This is a genomic window from Neisseria sp. P0020.S005 (assembly GCF_051957055.1).
GTDB classification, from domain to species: domain Bacteria; phylum Pseudomonadota; class Gammaproteobacteria; order Burkholderiales; family Neisseriaceae; genus Neisseria; species Neisseria subflava_A.
Genome location: NZ_JBQCWV010000010.1, coordinates 70,552 through 89,878 on the forward strand (window position 1 = coordinate 70,552; position 19,327 = coordinate 89,878).

The window sequence follows — 19,327 nt, forward strand, 5'->3', positions numbered from 1 at the left end:
CTTCTGTTTGTTTTGAATCACCTCCTCCGCCCGAGCCGGAATTATTGCCCGGCTGTTGCGGGGTCGGTGCAGGCTGTGCAGACGGCGTGCCACCACCGCTTGAACCGCATGCACTCAATGCGATGCTGCAGGCAATCGCCAACATACTTAATTTAAATGATTCCTTCATGGTCAAACTCCTGAATGTGATAATGGTATTTTGGAATGGTGGTGATAAAATATTTGATAATTATTTACATCAAACCAATTAAAATATACCGCAAATGCGGATAACCAAACGGTACTAAACTTGCATCAGTATGAAGGTCGTCTGAAAACGGAATTTATGAATCCGTGCATACAGATGTGTTTCAGACGACCTCTACTTAATATCGTCAAACCATTAATGACGATGCGGAACAAAGCCTTCCGGAGCTTCCGCACCTGTAGGCAGGTCAAATGTTTCGCGCAGAACGACTTTGTAGAACGCAAATGCATCTTTTGCACCTTGAATCGCTTCAGCTTCAGCTTCAGGGCTTAAACCCAAAGCATTCAGATGCTCGACAAAAGCACGCCAATGTTTGCCGCGACCGTTCGGATGGGGAGCGAGGTGGCGCGCGCCGTGTTCGCCGGTGTAATCCAGCTTTTGCGCGTGTTTAAATAAAAATGCCGCGCCCAAATTGGAACCTTCTGCGCAATACAGCCAGCCGATGGCTTTGTTGCCGGTTTCGTGCGGCAGCGGTTTGCCGTATTCGTAAGGTTTGTCGCCCAAATCAGCCAAGTCTTGCGTTACCGCGTCGTAACGTGCCATGTATTCCAGCTCGGGAATGGCTTTGTTCAACTCGGGGTCTTTATAGATATGATCGACCGCTTTGTGGAACACGGATTGCAGTTTCAAGAATTTGATGTAGTTCTCTTTATTGGAAAACGGCTCGACAGACATAACCAAGTTGTCCACGCTGTCATGAATGGTGGTGGTTTGCTCTTTCAGCCGTTTGGCAAAAGTCAGCTCTTGTGTTTCGCTCATGTGAATATCCTTCATAAAGTTTCAGACGACCTTCAGGCCGCCTTTATTTAAACAAGGTGGATTAGATAGGTTTGAAAACGGATATGGGATGGAAGCGGAGGTTTGCAGGATGGGAAACCCGTCAAATCCGTTTGAAAACAAACCATCAGGTTTCGTTATTTTGTGAAATATTTTTTAAAAATATATATCATTCCAATTCAAATGGCAAGAAAATGATTTGCAGCTACTTGCAACTACAAGATAATAACGGACAATTTCCCACCTTCGGCAAACAAAAGATTCAGATTTAACGGAAAATGGTTTCCTAACCATAAAGAATATTGTTTACAAAGACATGACTGCATCTTGGCAGATACCGTCCTTGCCCTGCCTGCGTCAAAACGGCATACTTTCGCCATACCGAGCCGCAGGTCGTCTGAAACCTGCCACACTATCAAAAAGAAAGAAACAACATAAACCCTATCCGCCCTTTCTTAGACCATACTCCGCAAATCCACGAATCCTGCCTCATCGACGAGACCTCCGTCATCATCGGCGAAGTATCGCTTGCCGAAGACGTATCCGTTTGGCCGTATGCCGTGCGTGAACAGCATCAGCATCGGCGCGCGCAGCAATGTACAGGACGGCAGTGTCTTGCTCGTTTCGCACAAAAACGCGGAAAAGCCCGAAGGCTCACCCCTTATCATCGGCGAAGACGTAACCGTCGGACACAAAGTCATGCTGCACGGCTGCCGCATCGGCGATCGTGTGTTGATTGGGATGGGTACGATTATTCTGGACGATACCGTCATCGAAGACGACGTGATGATAGGTGCAGGCAGCTTGGTGCCGCCACGCAAACGTTTGGAAAGCGGCTATCTCTATGTCGGTTCGCCCGTCAAACAAGTCCGCCCGCTGACCGAAAAAGAAAAAGAATTTTTGAAATATTCTTCCGCGCATTATGTGCGGCTGGCAGGCCAACACAAGCAGTCAAAATAATTTTCAGGCGACCTTATATCCCTTAAAAAAGAAAGTTTTATGCACACACTCTACCTAGCCTCCGGCAGCCCGCGCCGCCGCGAAATTTTGGAAAACCTAGGATTCAAAGTTATCCGTATCCCTGCCGACATCGACGAAACGCCGCATTCCGACGAAAAAGCCGCCGATTATGTGCAACGTATGGCGCAGGAAAAAAATGCCGCCGCTGTCGAGCAATGGTTTGCCGCACACGACGCGTCGCCCGAATATCCGATTCTGACTGCCGACACTACGGTCGCCTATCAAAACCACATCCTCGGCAAACCGGAAACCGAAGCCCAAGCAGCCGAAATGCTCGCCCGGCTTTCAGGGCAGACGCATCAGGTGCTGACTGCCGTATGCGTATATTGGCAAGGGAAAACGCACGGCGTTTTGCAAACCAGCGATGTACGTTTCAAAACCTTGTCTGCCGAAGAAATATCCGCCTATATCCGAAGTGGCGAACCGATGGACAAAGCGGGCGCGTATGGCATTCAGGGTTTGGGCGGCGTGTTTGTCGAGCATTTGCAAGGCAGCTTTACAGGCGTGATGGGCCTGCCCGTTTACGAAACGGTCGGCTTGTTGGAACAATTCGGATTGAGTATTCCCCCATTTGCCTGATTTTAAATACCTTCAAACAAACATTATGAAAACATACGTCTTCCCCTTTTTATCCGCAGTATTCCTTCTCGCTGGCTGCACCACTTTTTCAGACGACGGTACAACCGCCATCCGCAAAGGCAACGACAGCATCCTCTCTTTCGGGAAGTTTGGCTCCGCTATAGAAGATGCACCCGCAGGCGGCTGGGTCATGCTCGGCGATCAATACACCTATGAGACCTTTGCAAAAAAGCCCTTCCTTCGACAGCTGAAACTCCAAACACAGGTTTTCGGCTGTTTTTGTTTCGAATATCCACTGATTCTACTCAAATACCCCCATAATCCCCCTTGGATACCTGATAATCAGGCATCCGGCCGCCTTTTAGGCGGCAACAGGCGCACTTAGCCTGTTGGCGGCTTTCAATAGGTTCAAACACATCGCCTTCAGATGGCTTTGCGCACTCACTTTAATCAGCCCGAAGTAGGCTGCCCGGGCATAGCGGAATTTACGGTGCAGCGTACCAAAGCTTTGTTCAACTACATAACGGGTCTTCGACAAATATCGGTTGCGTTTGGTTTGCGCTTCCGGCAGCGGATATTTGCGGTGGGCTTTGCGCATAATGCCGTCCTGCAGCCGATGCTCTTTCAGATGTTGCCGGTTTTCCTTGATGAAAATAAATTTCCTATTACAGATAATCCGACACTATATGTTGATTCATATGCCAAAATGATTTGGGATCCAAGTGATTTTAATACACCAAACATGAATGATAATGCTCAAACAAATAAAGAATATCAGCATTTAGCAAATCGTTTACTTATTACACAACCTATAGTTGAACGTTTAATTTCTCAAAATTATACCCAAAATAGTGAAGAATTTGATAAAGCGGAAACAGGACTAAATTCAATCTTACATAAATATCGATATAATCGTTTAAAAGATTTTTTAACAGATGCAACACCTATAAAGTTTAAACAACAAGAAGGTCGAAATTTGACATCTGAAGAGCATAATTTGCTGCAAGATGCAAATTTAGCATCCCAATATTATGCTAGACTAAAGATGTTCTCAGATAATATTTATAGAAAAGGGATGAATGTACAGAGTGATATTCTAAAAGAAAAATTCCCACACCTAAAAGATAAAATTATTAGTGCAAATAAACCTGACAATTATACGGAAAATGGAAAAGTTGTAGGTTTAATATCAGATTTTGGAGCAGTAAAATTTATTATGTATACCAACCCAGAACAAAATCAGATTTTGAAAACTAGATTTATTATCGAATAAATAGAAAGCCGTCTTATGTATAGTAATAAATTAATAACCCTTTTTTTTCTATTGCCTTTATTGTGCCATGCAGTTGAGTTTGATGAAACTCTATATAACGACTGTAAAGATAGAGCTATGTTATGTGTTGCTAGAATTTATTCTCCCAAAGGCAATAACTATAAATCTATGTGGTATGACGACAATGGCAAGTTAGCATTTATAGCCTTTACTAATCAACAAATGAAAAATCAAGGTCGCCCATCTCTAGCGATGTTTATTAGTGATGACAAAATATCTGATACCAATATTGATGAATTTTTAGCATCTTTCGATCCTGATAAATATCGAATATCTCATGATCCAAGATATAAATTTTTACCATTAGTATGTCGAACTCATTGTGATCCTTATTCTCTTTTTAATATTGATAACAAATTTAAACCTGATGATAAAGATAAAATCTTTTTTTCAATCCCGACAGATAACACAGATTTTTATAAGAGTTTTTATTTAAATAAGGATTATATAGAAGGTATATATCCTAATTAAATGTTATAGCCTTTGTCGGCATAGACGGTCGTACCTTTGGGCAGCCCTTCCAATAAAGGCGACAGGTGTTTGCACTCATGGGCATTGGCGGGGGTAATGTGCAGTTTCTCGATATAGCCTTCCGCATCGGTACGGGTATGCTGTTTGTAACCGAGTTTGTAGAGGCCGTTTTTCTTCATCTAACGGGCATCGCTGTCTTTACTCGGTGTGGTTTGGCCGCTGACTTGTCCCTCCTCATCAACTTCTATGGCCTGGCGCTGTTTGCTACCAGCAGTCTGAATAATGGTGGCGTCAACGGCGGCGGCGGATGCTTTCTCTACTTTTAAGCCTTTTTCAGTCAGTTGGCGGTTAATCAGTTCCAGCAATTCGGACAGGGTATTATCTTGCGCCAGCCAATTGCGGTAACGGCATAAGGTGCTGTAATCGGGGATGCTCAGTTCGTCAAAACGGCAAAACAGGTTGAAATCGATGCGGGTGATGAGGCTGTGTTCGAGTTCGGGATCGGATAGGCTGTGCCATTGTCCGAGCAGGACGGCTTTGAACATGGACAACAGGGGATAGGCGGGACGGCCGCGGTGGTCTCGAAGGTAACGGGTTCTTTGACGATTCAGGTATTGTTCGATCGGCTGCCAATCAATCACTTAATCCAACTTCAATAGTGGGAAACGGTCGATGTGTTTGGCGATCATGGCTTGGGCGGTTTGCTGGAAGAAGGTGCTCATGAGAAATCCCCTAAATGTCTTGGTGGGAATTTAGGGGATTTTGGAGAATTTTGCAAAGGTCTCAGCCTATAATCTATCTGCCACACTCAAATATTCATTTTAAAAGCAAATTTATATCAAATAAGTACTTTTGCTTTATAATAACAACAAATACCCAACAAACAGGGAACAAACATGAAAAAAACACTAACGACACTTATCCTTTGCGCACTGACTCCTGTCGCCCTGGCTGCCGATACTTACGGCTACCTGGCGATGTGGCAAAACCCTGCCGACAGCAATGAAGTGCTGCAAATCAAAACCACCAAAGAAAATGCCACCCAACTGGATGCGACAGCTGAACTCGAAACATTCTGCAAAGGCCAAGATGCCTTAGCCGGTATCAGCGCAGGCCAAGCAACAGGCTGTAAAACGGTTGTCCCACTGCACAATACCTGTATCGCTGTTGCCTACCCTAAAGCCATGGGCAAATTGACCGCTCAAAACGTGGTGGCCATTACCTCCCCACGTTTCAAAACCGTGCATCAAATTGCCTTGAACCAGTGTATCAAAAAATACGGTTCACAAGGACAATGCGCTTTAGAAACAATCTATTGCACTTCCGAAACCTACTATCAAGGTACGGTCAAAACCCTTTGGGAAAAAATCAAATCCATTTAAGGCCGTCTGAAAATAAAACCGGCTTTCCCGATATTCTCCATATCACGGCAAGCCGGTTTTTTATTCTGGCTTTTATTTGCTGTTTTTTTCCAACAATTTGGCCACAACACCTTCAGCCTGTTTCACCAAATCAGGGTTGGTTCGGAAGTGGTTTTCATCATTTAAAGAGTAGCTGACAGTAGAAACCGCGTACTTGGTGCTTCTCAACACAAATACGCCTTTACGCAAGATTTCGTCATTACCTTTGGTTTTGTAACGCAGATTATACGGGCAAGAAGAATCATACAGTTTGCCGCGGTTGTCCGCTGTGACAATAGTGCTGCCAATGCCGCGTTTTGCCAAAGCTTTAGACAAAGCACGATCCAAATCATGCGGCCTTACTTTTGCATTTTGAATGATGCAGACATGTTTGATGCTGGTCAGCTCTTCAGACTTCAATACTCTTTGTTCCGTAGTAGAACACGCGCCCAGCAATAATACGGCTGAAGCTGCCGCTAAAATCATGGTTTTCATCTGTTTTCCTTTTTAAAATTTTCAAACAATAAATATTCAGACGGCCTTTATAAAAAGGCCGTCTGAAAAAATCAACGTACGTTTTTCATCAAACGCTGTTTCTCACGCTTCCAATCCGCTTCTTTCAGGCTTTGGCGTTTGTCATGCTGTTTCTTACCCTTGGCCAAACCGATTTCCACTTTGATTTTACCGCGGGTGTAATGCAGGTTTAAGGGCACAATCGTATAACCGGCACGTTCAGTTTTACCGATTAACTTGTTGATTTCCGATTGTCTCAACAACAACTTACGCGGACGGACAGGGTCAGGTTTGACGTGTGTCGAGGCAGTGGGCAATGCGGTAATGTGGCAGCCCACCAAATAGAATGCGTCTTTTTTCCAGTAGATATAGCTTTCTTTTAATTGCACGCGTGCAGCGCGGATGGCTTTGACTTCCCATCCCTCCAATACTATACCGGCTTCGATTTGGTCTTCGATAAAGAAATCGTGAAAGGCTTTTTTATTATTGGCAATACTCATTGTGCTGATTCTTTACAAACTTTTCAGACGGCCTATTTTATCAGGCATGCTTAAAAAATAAAACGGCAAACGGTTTTGAAACGTTTATTCGCTTAAAACATGGCGGCGGTAAAAGCGGTCTATATCGGCAATGGCTTTTTCATCTTCAGGGCGCAAATCCAGTTTCAAATCGGCAAGGCGGATCAAGATTTGGTCTTCACGCTCAGCAACGGCGCAGCTGACTTCGCCTTCGCTGCGAAAATGACGGATAAGCTCGTCTAGCTGGTTTAAAGCATTTTGATAAGATGAATTTTGATTCATAATTTTTAACCCGAACGCCCATAAAAAATGGCGGGAAACCCCGCCATGATTTTACGGCTTATGCCGCGCATTTGATTAAGCAGCTTGAATGTTAGCAGCTTGTTTGCCTTTAGGGCCGGTGGTTACGTCGAAAGATACGCGTTGACCTTCTTTCAGGGTTTTGAAACCATCCATGTTGATCGCTGAGAAGTGAGCGAACAAATCTTCGCCACCTTGATCAGGAGTGATAAAACCAAAACCTTTAGCGTCGTTAAACCATTTTACGATACCGGTTGCCATTAGAAACTTCCTATACTTAAAAATTAACAAAATCAGCAAAACAAGGCATACAAAAAACTAAAACGTTCAGCGTTTCTCCCACGTATTGCATACGCGGTTGAGTGCCAACTTCTGCTTAACCGTCTTTTTACATTTGTTAAGACAAAACGTCAAGCTATGTTTTCAAAAAAGTGGCAAAATAGAAAAAAATTGCCAAAATACAACAGAAAACGGTTTGCACTCTAAAACAGGCCGTCTGAAAACTGAAACCTAAGATTATGAACCATCCGAATACCGACCACCAATCCGATACCCTGCTTAGCGATATCAACACACAGCCGCCGAAACGTTACGGCGTATTTTTATTGAACGACGATTACACCACCATGGAATTTGTCGTCGAGATCCTGACCGAAGTCTTTATGCTTGCACAGGAACAGGCAGTGGCCGTCATGTTGCTGGTGCACCACGAAGGCAAAGGCCTGTGCGGCACCTACACGCGCGATATTGCCCAGACTAAGCAACATCAGGTCATGGAACGTGCCAAAGCTGAAGGGCATCCGCTCAAATGTATAGTCGAAGAGGTTTAAACCATGCTTTCACCCGAATTGGAACACATCCTGCAACTGCTCTACCGTGAAGCACGCAACGCGCGTTATGAGTTTATCAGCTTGGAACACCTGCTTTTGGTGCTGATAGAAGAAGATGCAGCTGTGCCGAACGTCTTGAAACTGTGCGGTGCAGATTTGAAAATCCTGTCTGAGCAGCTTGCGGCAAGCGTTGCAGAAAACACGCCGCAAATTCCCGATCATCTTCTGGATACGGTCGAAACCCAGCCGACATTGGGCTTCCAACGCGTCATCCAACGTGCGATGGTGCATACCCAGTCTGCCGGCAAAGCCGCAGTAGAGCCTTTGGATATTTTGGTTGCCATGATGAGCGAATCCGAAAGCCATGCCGTTTATTTCCTCAAATTGCAATCCATTACGCGCTTTGAAATCTTGCGTTGCATTGCCCATGGCTCGCCCGATGACGAGGATGGCAATGATTCAGACAGCCTGGGACGCGAGGGCGAGGAAGCGGAACAAAAAACCGGCTCCCTTTCCGACTACACCGTCAACCTCAACGCCGAAGTCAAAGCCGGCCGTATCGACCCTTTGATTGGTCGCAAACACGAAATGGAAAGGCTGGTACAAATCCTGTGCCGCCGCCGCAAAAACAATCCGCTTTTGGTCGGCGAAGCTGGCGTAGGCAAAACCGCACTGGCGGAAGGCTTGGCACATCAAATCGTCAACGGCGACATTCCCGATGCGCTTAAAGATGCCGAAGTGTACGCGCTGGATATGGGCTCGCTTTTGGCGGGTACGAAATACCGCGGCGACTTTGAAGCGCGGGTCAAATCCGTCTTGAAACAGCTCGAAAAAATCCCGCACGCCATTTTATTCATCGACGAAATCCACACCATCATCGGCGCGGGCAGCACCAGCGGCGGCACAATGGACGCGTCTAACCTGCTCAAACCTGCGCTGGCAAAAGGCTCGCTGCGCTGCATCGGTGCGACCACTTATGACGAATACCGTACCATTTTCGACAAAGACCACGCCTTAAGCCGCCGCTTCCAAAAAATCGACGTGATCGAGCCTACCGTTGCCGAAACCGTTCAAATCCTGCGCGGCTTGAAACCGATGTTTGAAGATTTCCACCAAGTCCGCTATACGCAAGGTGCACTTGAAGCCGCCGCCGAACTCTCCGCACGCTACATCAACGAACGTTTCCTGCCCGACAAAGCCATCGACGTGATGGACGAAGCAGGCGCGGCGCAACGAATTCTGCCCAAATCCAAACAGAAAAAAGTCATCGGCAAAGCGCAAATCGAAACCGTCATCGCCAAAGTTGCGCGGATTCCCGAAAAAACCGTGTCGCACGACGACAAACAAGTGTTGCAATTCCTCGGCCGCGATTTGAAAAACATGGTTTACGGTCAGGAAAATGCCATTGATGCGTTGGTTGCCGCCGTCAAAATGTCGCGCTCCGGCCTCGCCCTGCCCGATAAACCGATAGGCAGTTTCCTCTTCTCCGGCCCGACCGGCGTCGGCAAAACCGAAGTCGCCAAACAACTTGCCTACTCGATGGGTGTACCACTGCAACGCTTTGATATGTCCGAATACATGGAACGCCATGCCGTATCGCGCCTTATCGGCGCGCCGCCGGGCTACGTTGGTTTTGAACAAGGCGGCCTTTTGACCGAAGCCGTCAACAAACAGCCGCATTGCGTGTTGCTCTTGGATGAAATCGAAAAAGCCCACCCCGACATTTTCAACGTCCTCCTACAAGTCATGGACGCAGGCAAACTGACCGACAACAACGGCAAGAGTGCTGACTTCCGCAACGTCATCCTGATTATGACCACCAACGCAGGCGCAGAAAGCCTCAGCCGCCCCAGCCTCGGCTTTACCGCCAAACGCGAACGCGGCGATGAAATGCAGGCAATCAACAAACTCTTCACGCCCGAGTTCCGCAACCGCTTGGACGCGATTATCCCGTTTGCACCCTTGTCCGAACCCATCATCGTCAAAGTCGTGGACAAATTCCTGCTCCAGCTCGAACACCAGCTCCTCGACAAAAAAGTCGAAGCCGAATTCACGTCGGCATTGCGCAAATCTCTGGCGGAAAAAGGTTTCGACCCGCAAATGGGTGCACGTCCGATGAACCGACTGATTCAGGAAAAAATCCGCAAACCGCTCGCCGACGAACTCCTGTTCGGCAAACTCGCCGAAGGCGGCTTTGTGCTGATAGACTGGGATGCAACAAAAGAAGAAGCCGTATTGAAGTTTAAGAAAAGCAAGGTCAAACCTGAAACAGAAACTGTTTAACCGACTGAAAAATAAAAGGCCGTCTGAAATTTCAGACGGCCTTTTTATCTCAATCAAAAATCTGATTTACAAAACGGATTTAACAGTGGCAACCACATTATCTACGGTAAAGCCGAATTCTTTGAACAGCAAGTCAGCAGGTGCAGACTCGCCGAAGCGGTTGATACCGACCACGGCGCCGTTCAAACCGACGTATTTATACCAGCCGTCGGCGTGTCCGGCTTCTACAGCTACGCATGGCAAGCCTTCCGGCAGAACAACGGCTTTATAGGCGGCATCTTGGCGGTCGAATACATTGGTAGAAGGCATAGAAACGACACGCACGGCAATACCTTGTTCTGCCAATACTTTTTGCGCTTCTAAAGCCAATTCAACTTCAGAACCGGTCGCAATTACAACAGCTTGCGCATTACCTTGAGCTTCACTGATGACGTAGCCACCGCGTTTGATATCGTTCAGCTGTTGTTCATCACGCGCTTGGAATTTCAGGTTTTGACGGCTGAAAATCAGGCTGGACGGATGATCAGTCGCTTTAACGGCTTCAGACCATGCCACTAAAGATTCAACGGTATCGCATGGACGCCATACATCCATATTCGGAATCAGGCGCAGAGTAGCAGTTTGCTCGATAGGTTGGTGGGTCGGACCGTCTTCGCCTAAACCGATGGAATCGTGGGTGAACACAAATACAGGGTTGATTTTCATCAGCGAAGCCATACGCAAGGCATTACGCTCGTATTCACTGAACATCAGGAAAGTCGCGCCGAATGGTTTAACACCGCCATGCAAGGTAAGGCCGTTCATGATTGCACCCATGCCGAACTCGCGCACACCGTAGTGAATATAGTTACCGCCGTGTTCGCGGGTAACGGAAACGCTGTTTGACCAGTCAGTCAAGTTAGACGGGGTCAAGTCTGCAGAACCGCCCACCAATTCAGGCAGCTCTTTAGCCAAGATTTCGATGCTGTTTTGACTGGCTTTACGGGTGGCGATGGTTTCGGCTTTGGCGCACACTTCTTTCAATGCGGTTTGAACGTATGCATCGAAATTGTCCGGCAGCTTTTTATCCATGCGGCGCACGAATTCTGCGGCTTCAGCAGAATATTTGGCCTGGTATTGAGCGAAGAGTTCGTTCCATTCGGCCTCAAGTTTCGCGCCTTTTTCTTTTGCATCCCATGCTGCATAGATTTCTTGAGGGATTTCAAACGCAGGATAAGCCCAACCCAAATGTTTGCGCGTAGCTTCGATCTCGTCCGCACCCAAAGGCGCACCGTGGGTTTTATGGCTGCCTTCTTTGTTGGCACTGCCTTTGCCGATTAAGGTTTTGCAGCAAATCAGGGAAGGTTTGCCGGTTTCGGCTTTGGCCGCTTCAATGGCCGTCTGAATGGCATCGGTATCATGACCGTTTACATTTGGGATCACGTGCCAGCCGTAGCTTTCAAAACGTTGCGGAATATTTTCGGTAAACCATCCGTCCACTTTGCCGTCGATGGAAATATTGTTGTCATCATATAAAACAATCAGTTTGCCCAAGCCCAAAGTACCGGCAAGCGAACAGGCTTCATGCGATACGCCTTCCATCATACAACCGTCGCCCATGAAGACGTAAGTGTGGTGGTCAACGATGTTCAAGCCGTCTTTATTAAATTCGGCAGCCAAGATTTTTTCGGCCAAAGCCATACCCACTGCGTTGGCAATACCTTGTCCCAATGGGCCGGTCGTGGTTTCCACGCCGTCGGTGTAGCCGTATTCCGGATGGCCGGGGGTTTTACTGTGCAGTTGACGGAAGTTTTTCAGATCATCAATAGAAACGTTGTAGCCGGTCAGGTGCAACAGGCTATAAAGAATCATGGAAGCATGACCATTGGAGAGGACAAAACGGTCGCGGTTGTAGAATTTCGGGTTGGCAGGGTTATGATTGAGGAACTTCGTCCACAACACTTCCGCCATTTCCGCCATACCCATAGGCGCACCCGGGTGGCCAGAGTTGGCTTTTTGTACGGCATCGACTGAGAGGAAACGGATTGCGTTTGCCAGTTGAGACATGGTTTGACCTTCCTTGGACAAGATTGGAAATATGAAAAAAGGTGTGCCGATTATCGCCTGAATCAGCCGTGCTTTCAAGAATAGCCTTTGATATTTGCATTGTCAGACGGCATGATTTCCAATAGGCCGTCTGAAACGGACGGGATAGATGATATTAACTGTTATTTCGTTTTGAAACAGTATGTTGTAAATTTTTTATCGGATAAATAGGAAATCACTATAAGCATAAACCTGCGCTTATTCCGTAAGTCTTTGAATACTGCTCTTTTCAGACGGCCTTGTATGAGACAGGAGTACCACAACTATTGTTAAGGCCAAACCCTGCTTTTGCTTTGCATAGAGCCAAATGTTATGATTTTATATGCACGCCAAAGGCCGTCTGAAAATATTCGCATCAAACTACTACCATGACAAAAGGCTTGTGTGCACTTCGATTAAGGAACACTGATTATGTCACCCGAAAACCAAGCGGAAAACACCACACTCTCAACAGAAAAAACGGCAAAAACCACTCCGCCCAAACTTTCCAAACCCAAATCCAGCGTAATTCAAATTCATCCCGAAGGCGAACGCATCCATCCGAAAAAAGCAGAAGGACGCTTTGCCAAACTGCGTATCGCCGCCGTATTGGCGACCCAGTTTGTATTTTACGTAATTCCATGGTTTAACTGGAGTAACCGTCAGGCAGTTTTATTCAATATCCCTGACCGTCATTTTTTCATTTTCGGCCTGTCACTGGGCATGGGCGATTTGATTTACCTTGCCTTGCTGCTGATGATTTGTGCTTTCGGACTGTTTTGGTGGACAACCATTGCCGGTCGTTTGTGGTGCGGCTACTCTTGCCCGCAAACGGTTTACACCGAAATCATGCTTTGGATCGACAACTTGGTTGAAGGCGACCGCAACAAACGTTTAAAACTGGAAAAATTGCCTTGGAACTTTACTAAAATCCGTATTAAAGCCACCAAATACCTGCTGATTTTCCTTGTCTGTGCGTGGACAGGTATCACTTTTGCAGGCTGGTTTGTCCCTATCCGCCAGTTTGTTCCCGATTTATTCACCGGAGCAGCAGGCGGTGGCGCAATGTTTGCCGCAGCGTTTTACGGATTCATGACCTTCTTTTTTGCCCACATCATGCGCGAAAAAGTGTGTCTGCATATGTGCCCGTATGCACGCTTCCAAAGTGCGATGTTTGACAAAGACACGCTGATTATTTCCTACGATACCGAACGCGGCGAACCTCGCGGTGCACGCAAAAAAACCGCCAACAAAGAAGACAGCGGCTTAGGCGACTGCATCAACTGCACCATGTGCGTACAAGTCTGCCCCGTTGGTATCGACATCCGCGACGGTCTGCAATACCAATGTATCGGTTGTGCAGCCTGTGTCGATGCTTGTGACGAAATCATGGACAAAATGGGTTATCCTCGCGGCCTGATCCGTTATACTACCGAAGGCGCAATGGAGCATGAATACCCTGAAAGCGACATCAAAAAACGCCTGAAACGCCCTCGCGTCGCAGGTTATGGTGCAGTATTGTTTGTGGTTATTATTGCTTTCTTAACCGGTATTTCTACCCGTAAAATGGTCGAAGTGGATATTCTGAAAGACCGCGGCGTGATGGTACGTGAAAACAGCCAAGGCTGGTTGGAAAATGCCTACAACCTGCGCATCATTAATAAGAGTGAACATGAGCAGACCGTTACTGCCACAGTCAAAGGTTTTGATGATATCGCCTTGACCGGCTTGCCAGAAAACGGCATTAAAATTGCGCCACGCGAAACCGTGACTATTCCGGTTCAAGTGTCCACCATCCCTGAGTACGCCGAAAAAGGCAGCCAGCCGATTGAATTTACTTTCACATATCGTGAAACCGATGACGCTGATGCCGAACCGACTGTCTTGAATGAAAAAGCAACCTTTATTGGAGAATAACAACGGTGTCCAAACCCAATTCCACTAAGCCTTGGTATAAACACACTTGGCCTTGGGTGCTGATGGCAGGTCCAATCTTTGTCGTTATCGCCAGCGTGTCTATGTTCTTCGTCGCAAAAGAACATACGACAGACTTAGTTTCCGACGATTACTATAAAGACGGCAAACACATCGAAATCCAACTTCACCGCGATGAAGAAGCCGTTAAACGACAGATTCAGGTGCAGGTTTTAATCAGTCCGGACATGAATGCCGCCAAAGTATTCGTCAGCGGACAATTCGATCCCAAACAGCCATTAAACCTGCTGCTGATGCACCCTACACGCAAAGCTGACGACCAAACCGTCAAGCTACGCGCCGTAACTGCCGAACCGCAAAACGGCCGTATGGAATACGAAGCCGTCTTTAAGCCTTTACGCCAAATCAATCATTGGTACTTACGCGTTGAAGATACCTCAGGCGTGTGGCGTGTTGAAAACAAATGGATAGTCAGCCAAGGCAACGCAGTCAATCTGACGCCTATGGACAAATTGTTCGACAACGGCAAACAAGCCGCTTCAGAAGAACAATAAATCCCATGTCAGGCCGTCTGAAACCTTTCAGACGGCCTGAAAATCTTTATATCCTCTATCATTCTTTAAAATATGATTTTTTCCAATTGGCGCAGACTGACCGAAAATGAAGTCTGTATGGCAAAACAAGTTTTTGCGGATAGCATAAACTTCCACCGCATCAAAATATATCGCGGCATTCCACTTCTACCCAACGCCAATACCGCCATTGCGCCCAATGGAAATATATATTTCCCGCGCAAACACTGCCCTGATGATTTCACTCAAGCCGGCATCGCCTACAAAATCTGGCTGATTCATGAGCTTACACACGTCTGGCAACACCAGCGCGGTCACAAAGTTTGGTTATCCGGTTTATTCATTATGCTCAAAGGCGGATATAGGAAACGCAAAGCTTACGCCTATCCCATGCCTTTGCCTCACTTCAACCAACTCAATATTGAGCAGCAGGCCGACCTCGTTGCCCACTATTTTGCAGCCACTTACCTGCCCAAAAACATTTATACCCCTCAACAACCCATTTTTCAGACGGCCTTAACAGACTTTCTTCACAACCCGCATAACAAAGCCCTTTGCCCACGTTACTTGTCGGCAAAAAAACAACACTCAAAAAAGCCCAGTAAGCAAATAAGCTATAATGGACAATCCGACACATCGTCCAAAAGGTCACAAACCATGCCTTGGAACATACCTATTTTACTTACCTGGATGCGCGTCCTATTAATCCCCGTGTTTACCATCCTATTCTATTTACCGAACACATGGATTCAACCACAAACCGTCAACTGGACAGCCGCTATCATCTTTGCACTTGCAGCTATTACAGACTGGTTTGACGGCTTTTTAGCACGTCGCTGGAAACAAACCTCCGACTTTGGCGCATTCCTCGACCCCGTTGCCGACAAACTCATGGTTGCCGTTGCCCTACTCCTGCTCGTCAGCCTTGGCAGAACATACGCTATCTTCGCCATGATTATTATTGGCCGAGAAATTACCATTTCCGCCCTGCGCGAATGGATGGCACAAATGGGCAAACGCGGCAGCGTTGCAGTGGCCACTATCGGCAAATTCAAAACCACTGCCCAAATGATCGCCATCTTCCTTTTACTTATCGGCACAGACAAATATAACGACCCTTTCTATCTCATTGGTAACATATTGATGTTTATAGCATCTGTATTGACCATCTGGTCCATGTGCTACTACCTGAAAATGGCATGGAAAGAATTCAAATAAAATTTTTAAAAAAATAAAAACAAAACACTTGACGCACACGATTAAATCCATAATAATTGCGTCTTCTTCGATATACGAAGCAACAAATATCAGAGCGGGAATAGCTCAGTTGGTAGAGCGCAACCTTGCCAAGGTTGAGGTCGCGAGTTCGAGACTCGTTTCCCGCTCCATCCTGATTACTTGTTGATTGTTCTTTTTCAATATGCGGGAATAGCTCAGTTGGTAGAGCGCAACCTTGCCAAGGTTGAGGTCGCGAGTTCGAGACTCGTTTCCCGCTCCAGTTTAATTTCAGATGCACTCAAATGCGGGAATAGCTCAGTTGGTAGAGCGCAACCTTGCCAAGGTTGAGGTCGCGAGTTCGAGACTCGTTTCCCGCTCCATTAAATCATGCATCCGAATACGCGGGAATAGCTCAGTTGGTAGAGCGCAACCTTGCCAAGGTTGAGGTCGCGAGTTCGAGACTCGTTTCCCGCTCCAGTTTCAATACTACCAACACTCCAAAGTAGTTTATTTGGCGAGATAGCAAAGTGGTTATGCAGCGGATTGCAAATCCGTCTACGCCGGTTCGATTCCGACTCTCGCCTCCATCCATTTCATGGCGGGGTGGCAGAGTGTTTATGCTATAAGGGGTGCAACCCTTATATAGGCCGGTTCAAATCCGCGCCCCCGCCTCCAATCTATCAATTTATTGTCTACGCCCGGGTGGTGAAATAGGTAGACACAACGGACTTAAAATCCGTCGGCCCTAAACCGGCCGTGCCGGTTCGATTCCGGCTCCGGGCACCAATAAATATCTGAATTTATTGAAAAACCTAAGATTCTAAATTTCTAATTGACAGCTTATTTGTAAGGCTGTCTTTTTTGTTTGTGCCTGATTTGTGTCTAACTTGCGCCATTTGTGTCAAATGTGACAAGCTCGTGCAAAACTTGAGCATGTTGATGAAGATGCCCAGGAGCCAAATGTGCGTATCTCTGCACCATCCTTAACGTCTTCCAACCACCCATTTCTTGCAACACTCTCAATGGTACGCCACGCTGAACTAACCAACTTGCCCAAGTGTGCCTTAAATCGTGCCAAATAAAGTCTTCTATTTCTGCCAGTTCTAACGTCTTCTTCCAATATCGGCTGTTAATGCCGCTAATTGGTTTATTCCACTTATTCACAAAAACAAATTTCTTATGCTTGCCTATCTGCCGCTTTAATACTTCAACAGCAGTATCATTCAAAGCAACACCCAGTGCATTTCCAGCTTTCATTTCATCAGGATGATACCAACAGACCTTCCTATCTAAATCAACCTGATTCCATGTCAAACCCAAACCATTTGCCTGTCGCAAGCCGGTATTTATACTAAATAATTAATTATCATATCAATACTCAAAATTGAAAATGTTTGAAGGTAGTACAATTGACTTTTCCTCCTTTTTATATTTGCCTATCAATATACCTTTTTGGACAACTACGCTTTATGGCCCGCTGGCTCGATGGCATTAAACAAAGGTCGTCTGAAACGGTTTTGCTGTTTTCAGACGGCCTTTTGAATTCATACAAGCTATGGCTTGGCTTGCTTATCTTTATAATTGGCTAAATTTCCAATAATCCCGTCCTTCAATTTTCCAGTAACAGAATTCGTCCGGTATTAAATACCCAAAATCCATTGCCTTTGAAAACCAGCCATCATATACATAATCTTCATGACATCTGTCCCAATCCATATGCAGATACACTTCCGTATCAAAATTGATATAGAACAAAGGCAGCCTCGAAGAAATCTGATTGATTTTTAAGAAATCACTTTGCGGGCCAGAGTCTGAGATAGGATCATTGTACGACAGCTTGTTCTCAACAACGGAATATAACCTTACTGCTTCAGCAGAAGTAAACCCCTGAAACATCAGTTCCTTCAATTCATCTTTTTTTAATACAATGACTGAATCTGATTGAAGATAGCTTTCGAAATTGTCCTTAGTTAACTGCCAGATGCCATTACGGTAATTTTTATAATCATAATTATATTGTTCTTTAGTTATAATTCCTTCTCTTAGGTAAATGTCAAAAGATATTTTTGCATTTAATTCAAAATTTTCCTTATAATCAATTAAATAATATATCTTTTTCTTATAGACAAAAATAGATATGCATTGAGTATATTGAAAGATGGCATTTAATAATTCAGATTTAAATTTCTCAATTTTTTCCATATTTGACAAATTCCTTAATAACTTTATCTTCAGCAAGTCGTAGCCCACATTAAATCTGCAGCGAAGGTATGTGCGGTACGCACGCGAGCTTGAGTCTAATAAAAAAGGTCGTCTGAAACATTTTTCCGGCTTTCAGACGACCTTTTGCCAAATATTATCGGCAGCGGCTCAATGCCAACTTTAAACCTGCTCCGATTTCTTCAGGGCTGTTATCCAATGATAAAATTACATCGTCTGCATCAATGGCATCCCACGCTTCCAGCTTGACATGGCGGCTCGGGCTGATTTTCAGGCAGCCGTTGTGCAGCCAAATATCCCCGCTCATCATGTTTTTAAATAAAGCGCGTCTGGTTTTATAGCCCAAGTTCCCGCATAGGTTGGCAACCCAATCCTCATAGCGTTGCCGAAATTTTTCGGTATCAAAAAAATCTTGGTCTTCCGAACTGTCATAAACGAAAGTCCTGCTGTTTGCCAACGCTTGCAAAACCGTCGTGCCTAAAGTTCCATTGTCGGTATCCAACGGCAGGATATGAGGGGGATATAGGTGGTCTGGAGCATATCGCCCAAATCCTGACCATGTTTGAATAATCAAGGCTCTTTCATTTGCCTTATAGCCAGCCCAATAATCTTGTTCTTGATTAAAAGTCATTTATTCGATCTCCGTAATTTTGACTGTAATGTTTTGACTTTTGCCATACTCTACCACACGTTGCAACTGCAATCTTTGCTCCTTATTAGTTTGTGCGGGTATGGCCAGATGGATTTCGCGCTGTTTGATCATGTCGTCCCTTAACGTCATACCCGAAAGGCTATGACGTTCAAAATTTGCCGTCTTAGAGTTGTGTCTACACCGCTTCAGATAATGATTTTGCTAGCCGTGCTGCCGATATGGGTGTGGCAGTGGACTGCTTTTGTCTGATTGCTGTGATGGCTTGTTGAAAGAAAGGCCGAGACCTTTGCAAAATTCCTTTCCCCCAACAGCCGAAATCCAAACATAGGTTTTCGTCTATTTCCGCTCCTAATTACTCCTGATTTTACCCAAATATCCCCTTAATTCCCCTTGGA

Annotated in this window: 19 protein-coding genes, 7 tRNA genes and 4 pseudogenes; 18 read left to right on the forward strand and 12 right to left on the reverse strand. The window is 45.8% G+C overall.

Going from position 1 to position 19,327, the window contains the following annotated elements:
• Nucleotides 1-382: 382 nt before the first annotated feature.
• Nucleotides 383-1,006, reverse strand: coding sequence for a biliverdin-producing heme oxygenase (locus ACTHTU_RS08955; RefSeq protein ID WP_440362350.1), 624 nt, complete (start codon nucleotides 1,004-1,006; stop codon nucleotides 383-385).
• Nucleotides 1,007-1,458: 452 nt separating this feature from the next.
• On the opposite strand from ACTHTU_RS08955, the pseudogene ACTHTU_RS08960 reads away from it, so the two are divergent.
• The 3 genes and pseudogenes from ACTHTU_RS08960 to ACTHTU_RS08970 all read left to right on the forward strand — a co-directional run bounded on the left by ACTHTU_RS08960 (nucleotide 1,459) and on the right by ACTHTU_RS08970 (nucleotide 3,008).
• Nucleotides 1,459-1,984 (forward strand): annotated as a pseudogene (locus ACTHTU_RS08960) (gamma carbonic anhydrase family protein).
• Between the two features lie 39 nt (nucleotides 1,985-2,023).
• A complete protein-coding gene (locus ACTHTU_RS08965) occupies nucleotides 2,024-2,623 on the forward strand; it encodes a Maf family protein (RefSeq protein ID WP_285071553.1) in 600 nt (199 codons plus the stop codon).
• Between the two features lie 25 nt (nucleotides 2,624-2,648).
• A complete protein-coding gene (locus ACTHTU_RS08970; RefSeq protein ID WP_285071555.1) occupies nucleotides 2,649-3,008 on the forward strand; it encodes a hypothetical protein in 360 nt (119 codons plus the stop codon).
• On the opposite strand, the pseudogene ACTHTU_RS08975 reads toward ACTHTU_RS08970, so the two are convergent.
• A pseudogene (locus tag ACTHTU_RS08975) lies at nucleotides 2,985-3,266 on the reverse strand (transposase); the annotation flags it as partial. The gene ACTHTU_RS08970 and the pseudogene ACTHTU_RS08975 sit on opposite strands and share 24 nt — an antisense overlap.
• Here ACTHTU_RS08975 and ACTHTU_RS08980 point away from each other — a divergent pair.
• Nucleotides 3,207-3,896, forward strand: a complete 690-nt coding sequence (locus tag ACTHTU_RS08980) for a hypothetical protein (protein WP_440362351.1) — start codon at nucleotides 3,207-3,209, stop codon at nucleotides 3,894-3,896. The pseudogene ACTHTU_RS08975 and the gene ACTHTU_RS08980 sit on opposite strands and share 60 nt — an antisense overlap.
• A gap of 15 nt (nucleotides 3,897-3,911) precedes the next feature.
• A complete protein-coding gene (locus tag ACTHTU_RS08985; protein ID WP_070813744.1) occupies nucleotides 3,912-4,427 on the forward strand; it encodes a hypothetical protein in 516 nt (171 codons plus the stop codon).
• A 2-nt stretch (nucleotides 4,428-4,429) separates the two neighbouring features.
• Here the strand turns inward: ACTHTU_RS08985 and ACTHTU_RS08990 are convergent.
• Nucleotides 4,430-5,149 (reverse strand): annotated as a pseudogene (locus ACTHTU_RS08990) (IS5 family transposase); the annotation flags it as partial.
• 174 nt (nucleotides 5,150-5,323) lie between these two features.
• Between ACTHTU_RS08990 and ACTHTU_RS08995 the strand changes: the two are divergent.
• A complete protein-coding gene (locus ACTHTU_RS08995) occupies nucleotides 5,324-5,809 on the forward strand; it encodes a DUF4189 domain-containing protein (RefSeq protein ID WP_440362352.1) in 486 nt (161 codons plus the stop codon).
• Between the two features lie 72 nt (nucleotides 5,810-5,881).
• On the opposite strand, the gene ACTHTU_RS09000 is transcribed toward ACTHTU_RS08995, so the two are convergent.
• The 4 genes from ACTHTU_RS09000 to ACTHTU_RS09015 form a co-directional block, all read right to left on the reverse strand.
• A complete protein-coding gene (locus ACTHTU_RS09000; protein WP_440362353.1) occupies nucleotides 5,882-6,322 on the reverse strand; it encodes a hypothetical protein in 441 nt (146 codons plus the stop codon).
• A 71-nt stretch (nucleotides 6,323-6,393) separates the two neighbouring features.
• Complete coding sequence (smpB, locus tag ACTHTU_RS09005; protein WP_440362354.1) at nucleotides 6,394-6,840, reverse strand: SsrA-binding protein SmpB; 447 nt, start codon at nucleotides 6,838-6,840, stop codon at nucleotides 6,394-6,396.
• An 84-nt stretch (nucleotides 6,841-6,924) separates the two neighbouring features.
• Complete coding sequence (locus ACTHTU_RS09010) at nucleotides 6,925-7,140, reverse strand: hypothetical protein (RefSeq protein WP_003679564.1); 216 nt, start codon at nucleotides 7,138-7,140, stop codon at nucleotides 6,925-6,927.
• Between the two features lie 75 nt (nucleotides 7,141-7,215).
• Entirely contained in the window at nucleotides 7,216-7,419 is a 204-nt protein-coding gene (locus ACTHTU_RS09015; protein WP_070460950.1) for a cold-shock protein, read from the reverse strand.
• A gap of 257 nt (nucleotides 7,420-7,676) precedes the next feature.
• Between ACTHTU_RS09015 and clpS the strand changes: the two genes are divergently transcribed.
• Nucleotides 7,677-7,988, forward strand: coding sequence for an ATP-dependent Clp protease adapter ClpS (clpS, locus tag ACTHTU_RS09020; RefSeq protein ID WP_003679561.1), 312 nt, complete (start codon nucleotides 7,677-7,679; stop codon nucleotides 7,986-7,988).
• Between the two features lie 3 nt (nucleotides 7,989-7,991).
• Nucleotides 7,992-10,271, forward strand: a complete 2,280-nt coding sequence (clpA, locus tag ACTHTU_RS09025) for an ATP-dependent Clp protease ATP-binding subunit ClpA (protein ID WP_440362355.1) — start codon at nucleotides 7,992-7,994, stop codon at nucleotides 10,269-10,271.
• Between the two features lie 66 nt (nucleotides 10,272-10,337).
• On the opposite strand, the gene tkt is transcribed toward clpA, so the two are convergent.
• Complete coding sequence (tkt, locus tag ACTHTU_RS09030; protein ID WP_440362356.1) at nucleotides 10,338-12,317, reverse strand: transketolase; 1,980 nt, start codon at nucleotides 12,315-12,317, stop codon at nucleotides 10,338-10,340.
• A gap of 450 nt (nucleotides 12,318-12,767) precedes the next feature.
• Here tkt and ccoG point away from each other — a divergent pair, with 450 nt between their 5' ends.
• From ccoG to ACTHTU_RS09080, 10 genes are all read left to right on the forward strand, one after another.
• The gene (gene ccoG / locus ACTHTU_RS09035; protein ID WP_440362357.1) at nucleotides 12,768-14,252 is read left to right on the forward strand and encodes a cytochrome c oxidase accessory protein CcoG; all 1,485 of its coding nucleotides are present in this window, start codon (nucleotides 12,768-12,770) and stop codon (nucleotides 14,250-14,252) included.
• A gap of 5 nt (nucleotides 14,253-14,257) precedes the next feature.
• Nucleotides 14,258-14,824, forward strand: coding sequence for a FixH family protein (locus tag ACTHTU_RS09040; RefSeq protein WP_440362358.1), 567 nt, complete (start codon nucleotides 14,258-14,260; stop codon nucleotides 14,822-14,824).
• Nucleotides 14,825-15,499: 675 nt separating this feature from the next.
• Nucleotides 15,500-16,060 carry a CDP-diacylglycerol--glycerol-3-phosphate 3-phosphatidyltransferase gene (gene pgsA / locus ACTHTU_RS09045; protein ID WP_003679552.1) on the forward strand — a complete coding sequence of 187 codons (561 nt, stop codon included), beginning with the start codon at nucleotides 15,500-15,502 and terminating at the stop codon, nucleotides 16,058-16,060.
• A gap of 94 nt (nucleotides 16,061-16,154) precedes the next feature.
• Nucleotides 16,155-16,230 (forward strand) — tRNA-Gly (locus tag ACTHTU_RS09050).
• A gap of 34 nt (nucleotides 16,231-16,264) precedes the next feature.
• Nucleotides 16,265-16,340, forward strand: a tRNA-Gly gene (locus tag ACTHTU_RS09055).
• 24 nt (nucleotides 16,341-16,364) lie between these two features.
• A tRNA-Gly gene (locus ACTHTU_RS09060) sits at nucleotides 16,365-16,440 on the forward strand.
• 21 nt (nucleotides 16,441-16,461) lie between these two features.
• Nucleotides 16,462-16,537, forward strand: a tRNA-Gly gene (locus ACTHTU_RS09065).
• Nucleotides 16,538-16,573: 36 nt separating this feature from the next.
• A tRNA-Cys gene (locus ACTHTU_RS09070) sits at nucleotides 16,574-16,647 on the forward strand.
• Nucleotides 16,648-16,657: 10 nt separating this feature from the next.
• Nucleotides 16,658-16,735, forward strand: a tRNA-Cys gene (locus ACTHTU_RS09075).
• A 21-nt stretch (nucleotides 16,736-16,756) separates the two neighbouring features.
• Nucleotides 16,757-16,846 (forward strand) — tRNA-Leu (locus ACTHTU_RS09080).
• Nucleotides 16,847-16,872: 26 nt separating this feature from the next.
• Here ACTHTU_RS09080 and ACTHTU_RS09085 read toward each other — a convergent pair.
• The 4 genes and pseudogenes from ACTHTU_RS09085 to ACTHTU_RS09100 all read right to left on the reverse strand — a co-directional run.
• A pseudogene (locus ACTHTU_RS09085) lies at nucleotides 16,873-17,419 on the reverse strand (site-specific integrase); the annotation flags it as partial.
• Nucleotides 17,420-17,635: 216 nt separating this feature from the next.
• Nucleotides 17,636-18,262: a hypothetical protein gene (locus tag ACTHTU_RS09090; protein WP_440362359.1), complete on the reverse strand. Its 627-nt coding sequence runs from the start codon at nucleotides 18,260-18,262 to the stop codon at nucleotides 17,636-17,638.
• A gap of 154 nt (nucleotides 18,263-18,416) precedes the next feature.
• A complete protein-coding gene (locus ACTHTU_RS09095) occupies nucleotides 18,417-18,911 on the reverse strand; it encodes a contact-dependent growth inhibition system immunity protein (RefSeq protein WP_440362360.1) in 495 nt (164 codons plus the stop codon).
• Nucleotides 18,912-19,061 (reverse strand): hypothetical protein, encoded by a 150-nt coding sequence (locus tag ACTHTU_RS09100; protein WP_440362361.1) that lies wholly within the window; start codon nucleotides 19,059-19,061, stop codon nucleotides 18,912-18,914.
• Nucleotides 19,062-19,327 lie beyond the last annotated feature (266 nt).

Bases quoted from the DNA above. Each gene is read 5' to 3' on its own strand.
- ACTHTU_RS08970 (WP_285071555.1), top strand. From the start codon at position 2,649: ATGAAAACATACGTCTTCCCCTTTTTATCCGCAGTATTCCTTCTCGCT.
- ACTHTU_RS09010 (WP_003679564.1), bottom strand. From the start codon at position 7,140: ATGAATCAAAATTCATCTTATCAAAATGCTTTAAACCAGCTAGACGAG.
- pgsA (WP_003679552.1), top strand. From the start codon at position 15,500: ATGCCTTGGAACATACCTATTTTACTTACCTGGATGCGCGTCCTATTA.
- ACTHTU_RS09000 (WP_440362353.1), bottom strand. From the start codon at position 6,322: ATGAAAACCATGATTTTAGCGGCAGCTTCAGCCGTATTATTGCTGGGC.
- ACTHTU_RS09100 (WP_440362361.1), bottom strand. From the start codon at position 19,061: ATGACGTTAAGGGACGACATGATCAAACAGCGCGAAATCCATCTGGCC.
- clpA (WP_440362355.1), top strand. From the start codon at position 7,992: ATGCTTTCACCCGAATTGGAACACATCCTGCAACTGCTCTACCGTGAA.
- smpB (WP_440362354.1), bottom strand. From the start codon at position 6,840: ATGAGTATTGCCAATAATAAAAAAGCCTTTCACGATTTCTTTATCGAA.
- clpS (WP_003679561.1), top strand. From the start codon at position 7,677: ATGAACCATCCGAATACCGACCACCAATCCGATACCCTGCTTAGCGAT.
- ACTHTU_RS09095 (WP_440362360.1), bottom strand. From the start codon at position 18,911: ATGACTTTTAATCAAGAACAAGATTATTGGGCTGGCTATAAGGCAAAT.
- tkt (WP_440362356.1), bottom strand. From the start codon at position 12,317: ATGTCTCAACTGGCAAACGCAATCCGTTTCCTCTCAGTCGATGCCGTA.
- ACTHTU_RS08955 (WP_440362350.1), bottom strand. From the start codon at position 1,006: ATGAGCGAAACACAAGAGCTGACTTTTGCCAAACGGCTGAAAGAGCAA.
- ACTHTU_RS08995 (WP_440362352.1), top strand. From the start codon at position 5,324: ATGAAAAAAACACTAACGACACTTATCCTTTGCGCACTGACTCCTGTC.
- ccoG (WP_440362357.1), top strand. From the start codon at position 12,768: ATGTCACCCGAAAACCAAGCGGAAAACACCACACTCTCAACAGAAAAA.
- ACTHTU_RS08965 (WP_285071553.1), top strand. From the start codon at position 2,024: ATGCACACACTCTACCTAGCCTCCGGCAGCCCGCGCCGCCGCGAAATT.
- ACTHTU_RS09015 (WP_070460950.1), bottom strand. From the start codon at position 7,419: ATGGCAACCGGTATCGTAAAATGGTTTAACGACGCTAAAGGTTTTGGT.
- ACTHTU_RS08985 (WP_070813744.1), top strand. From the start codon at position 3,912: ATGTATAGTAATAAATTAATAACCCTTTTTTTTCTATTGCCTTTATTG.
- ACTHTU_RS09090 (WP_440362359.1), bottom strand. From the start codon at position 18,262: ATGGAAAAAATTGAGAAATTTAAATCTGAATTATTAAATGCCATCTTT.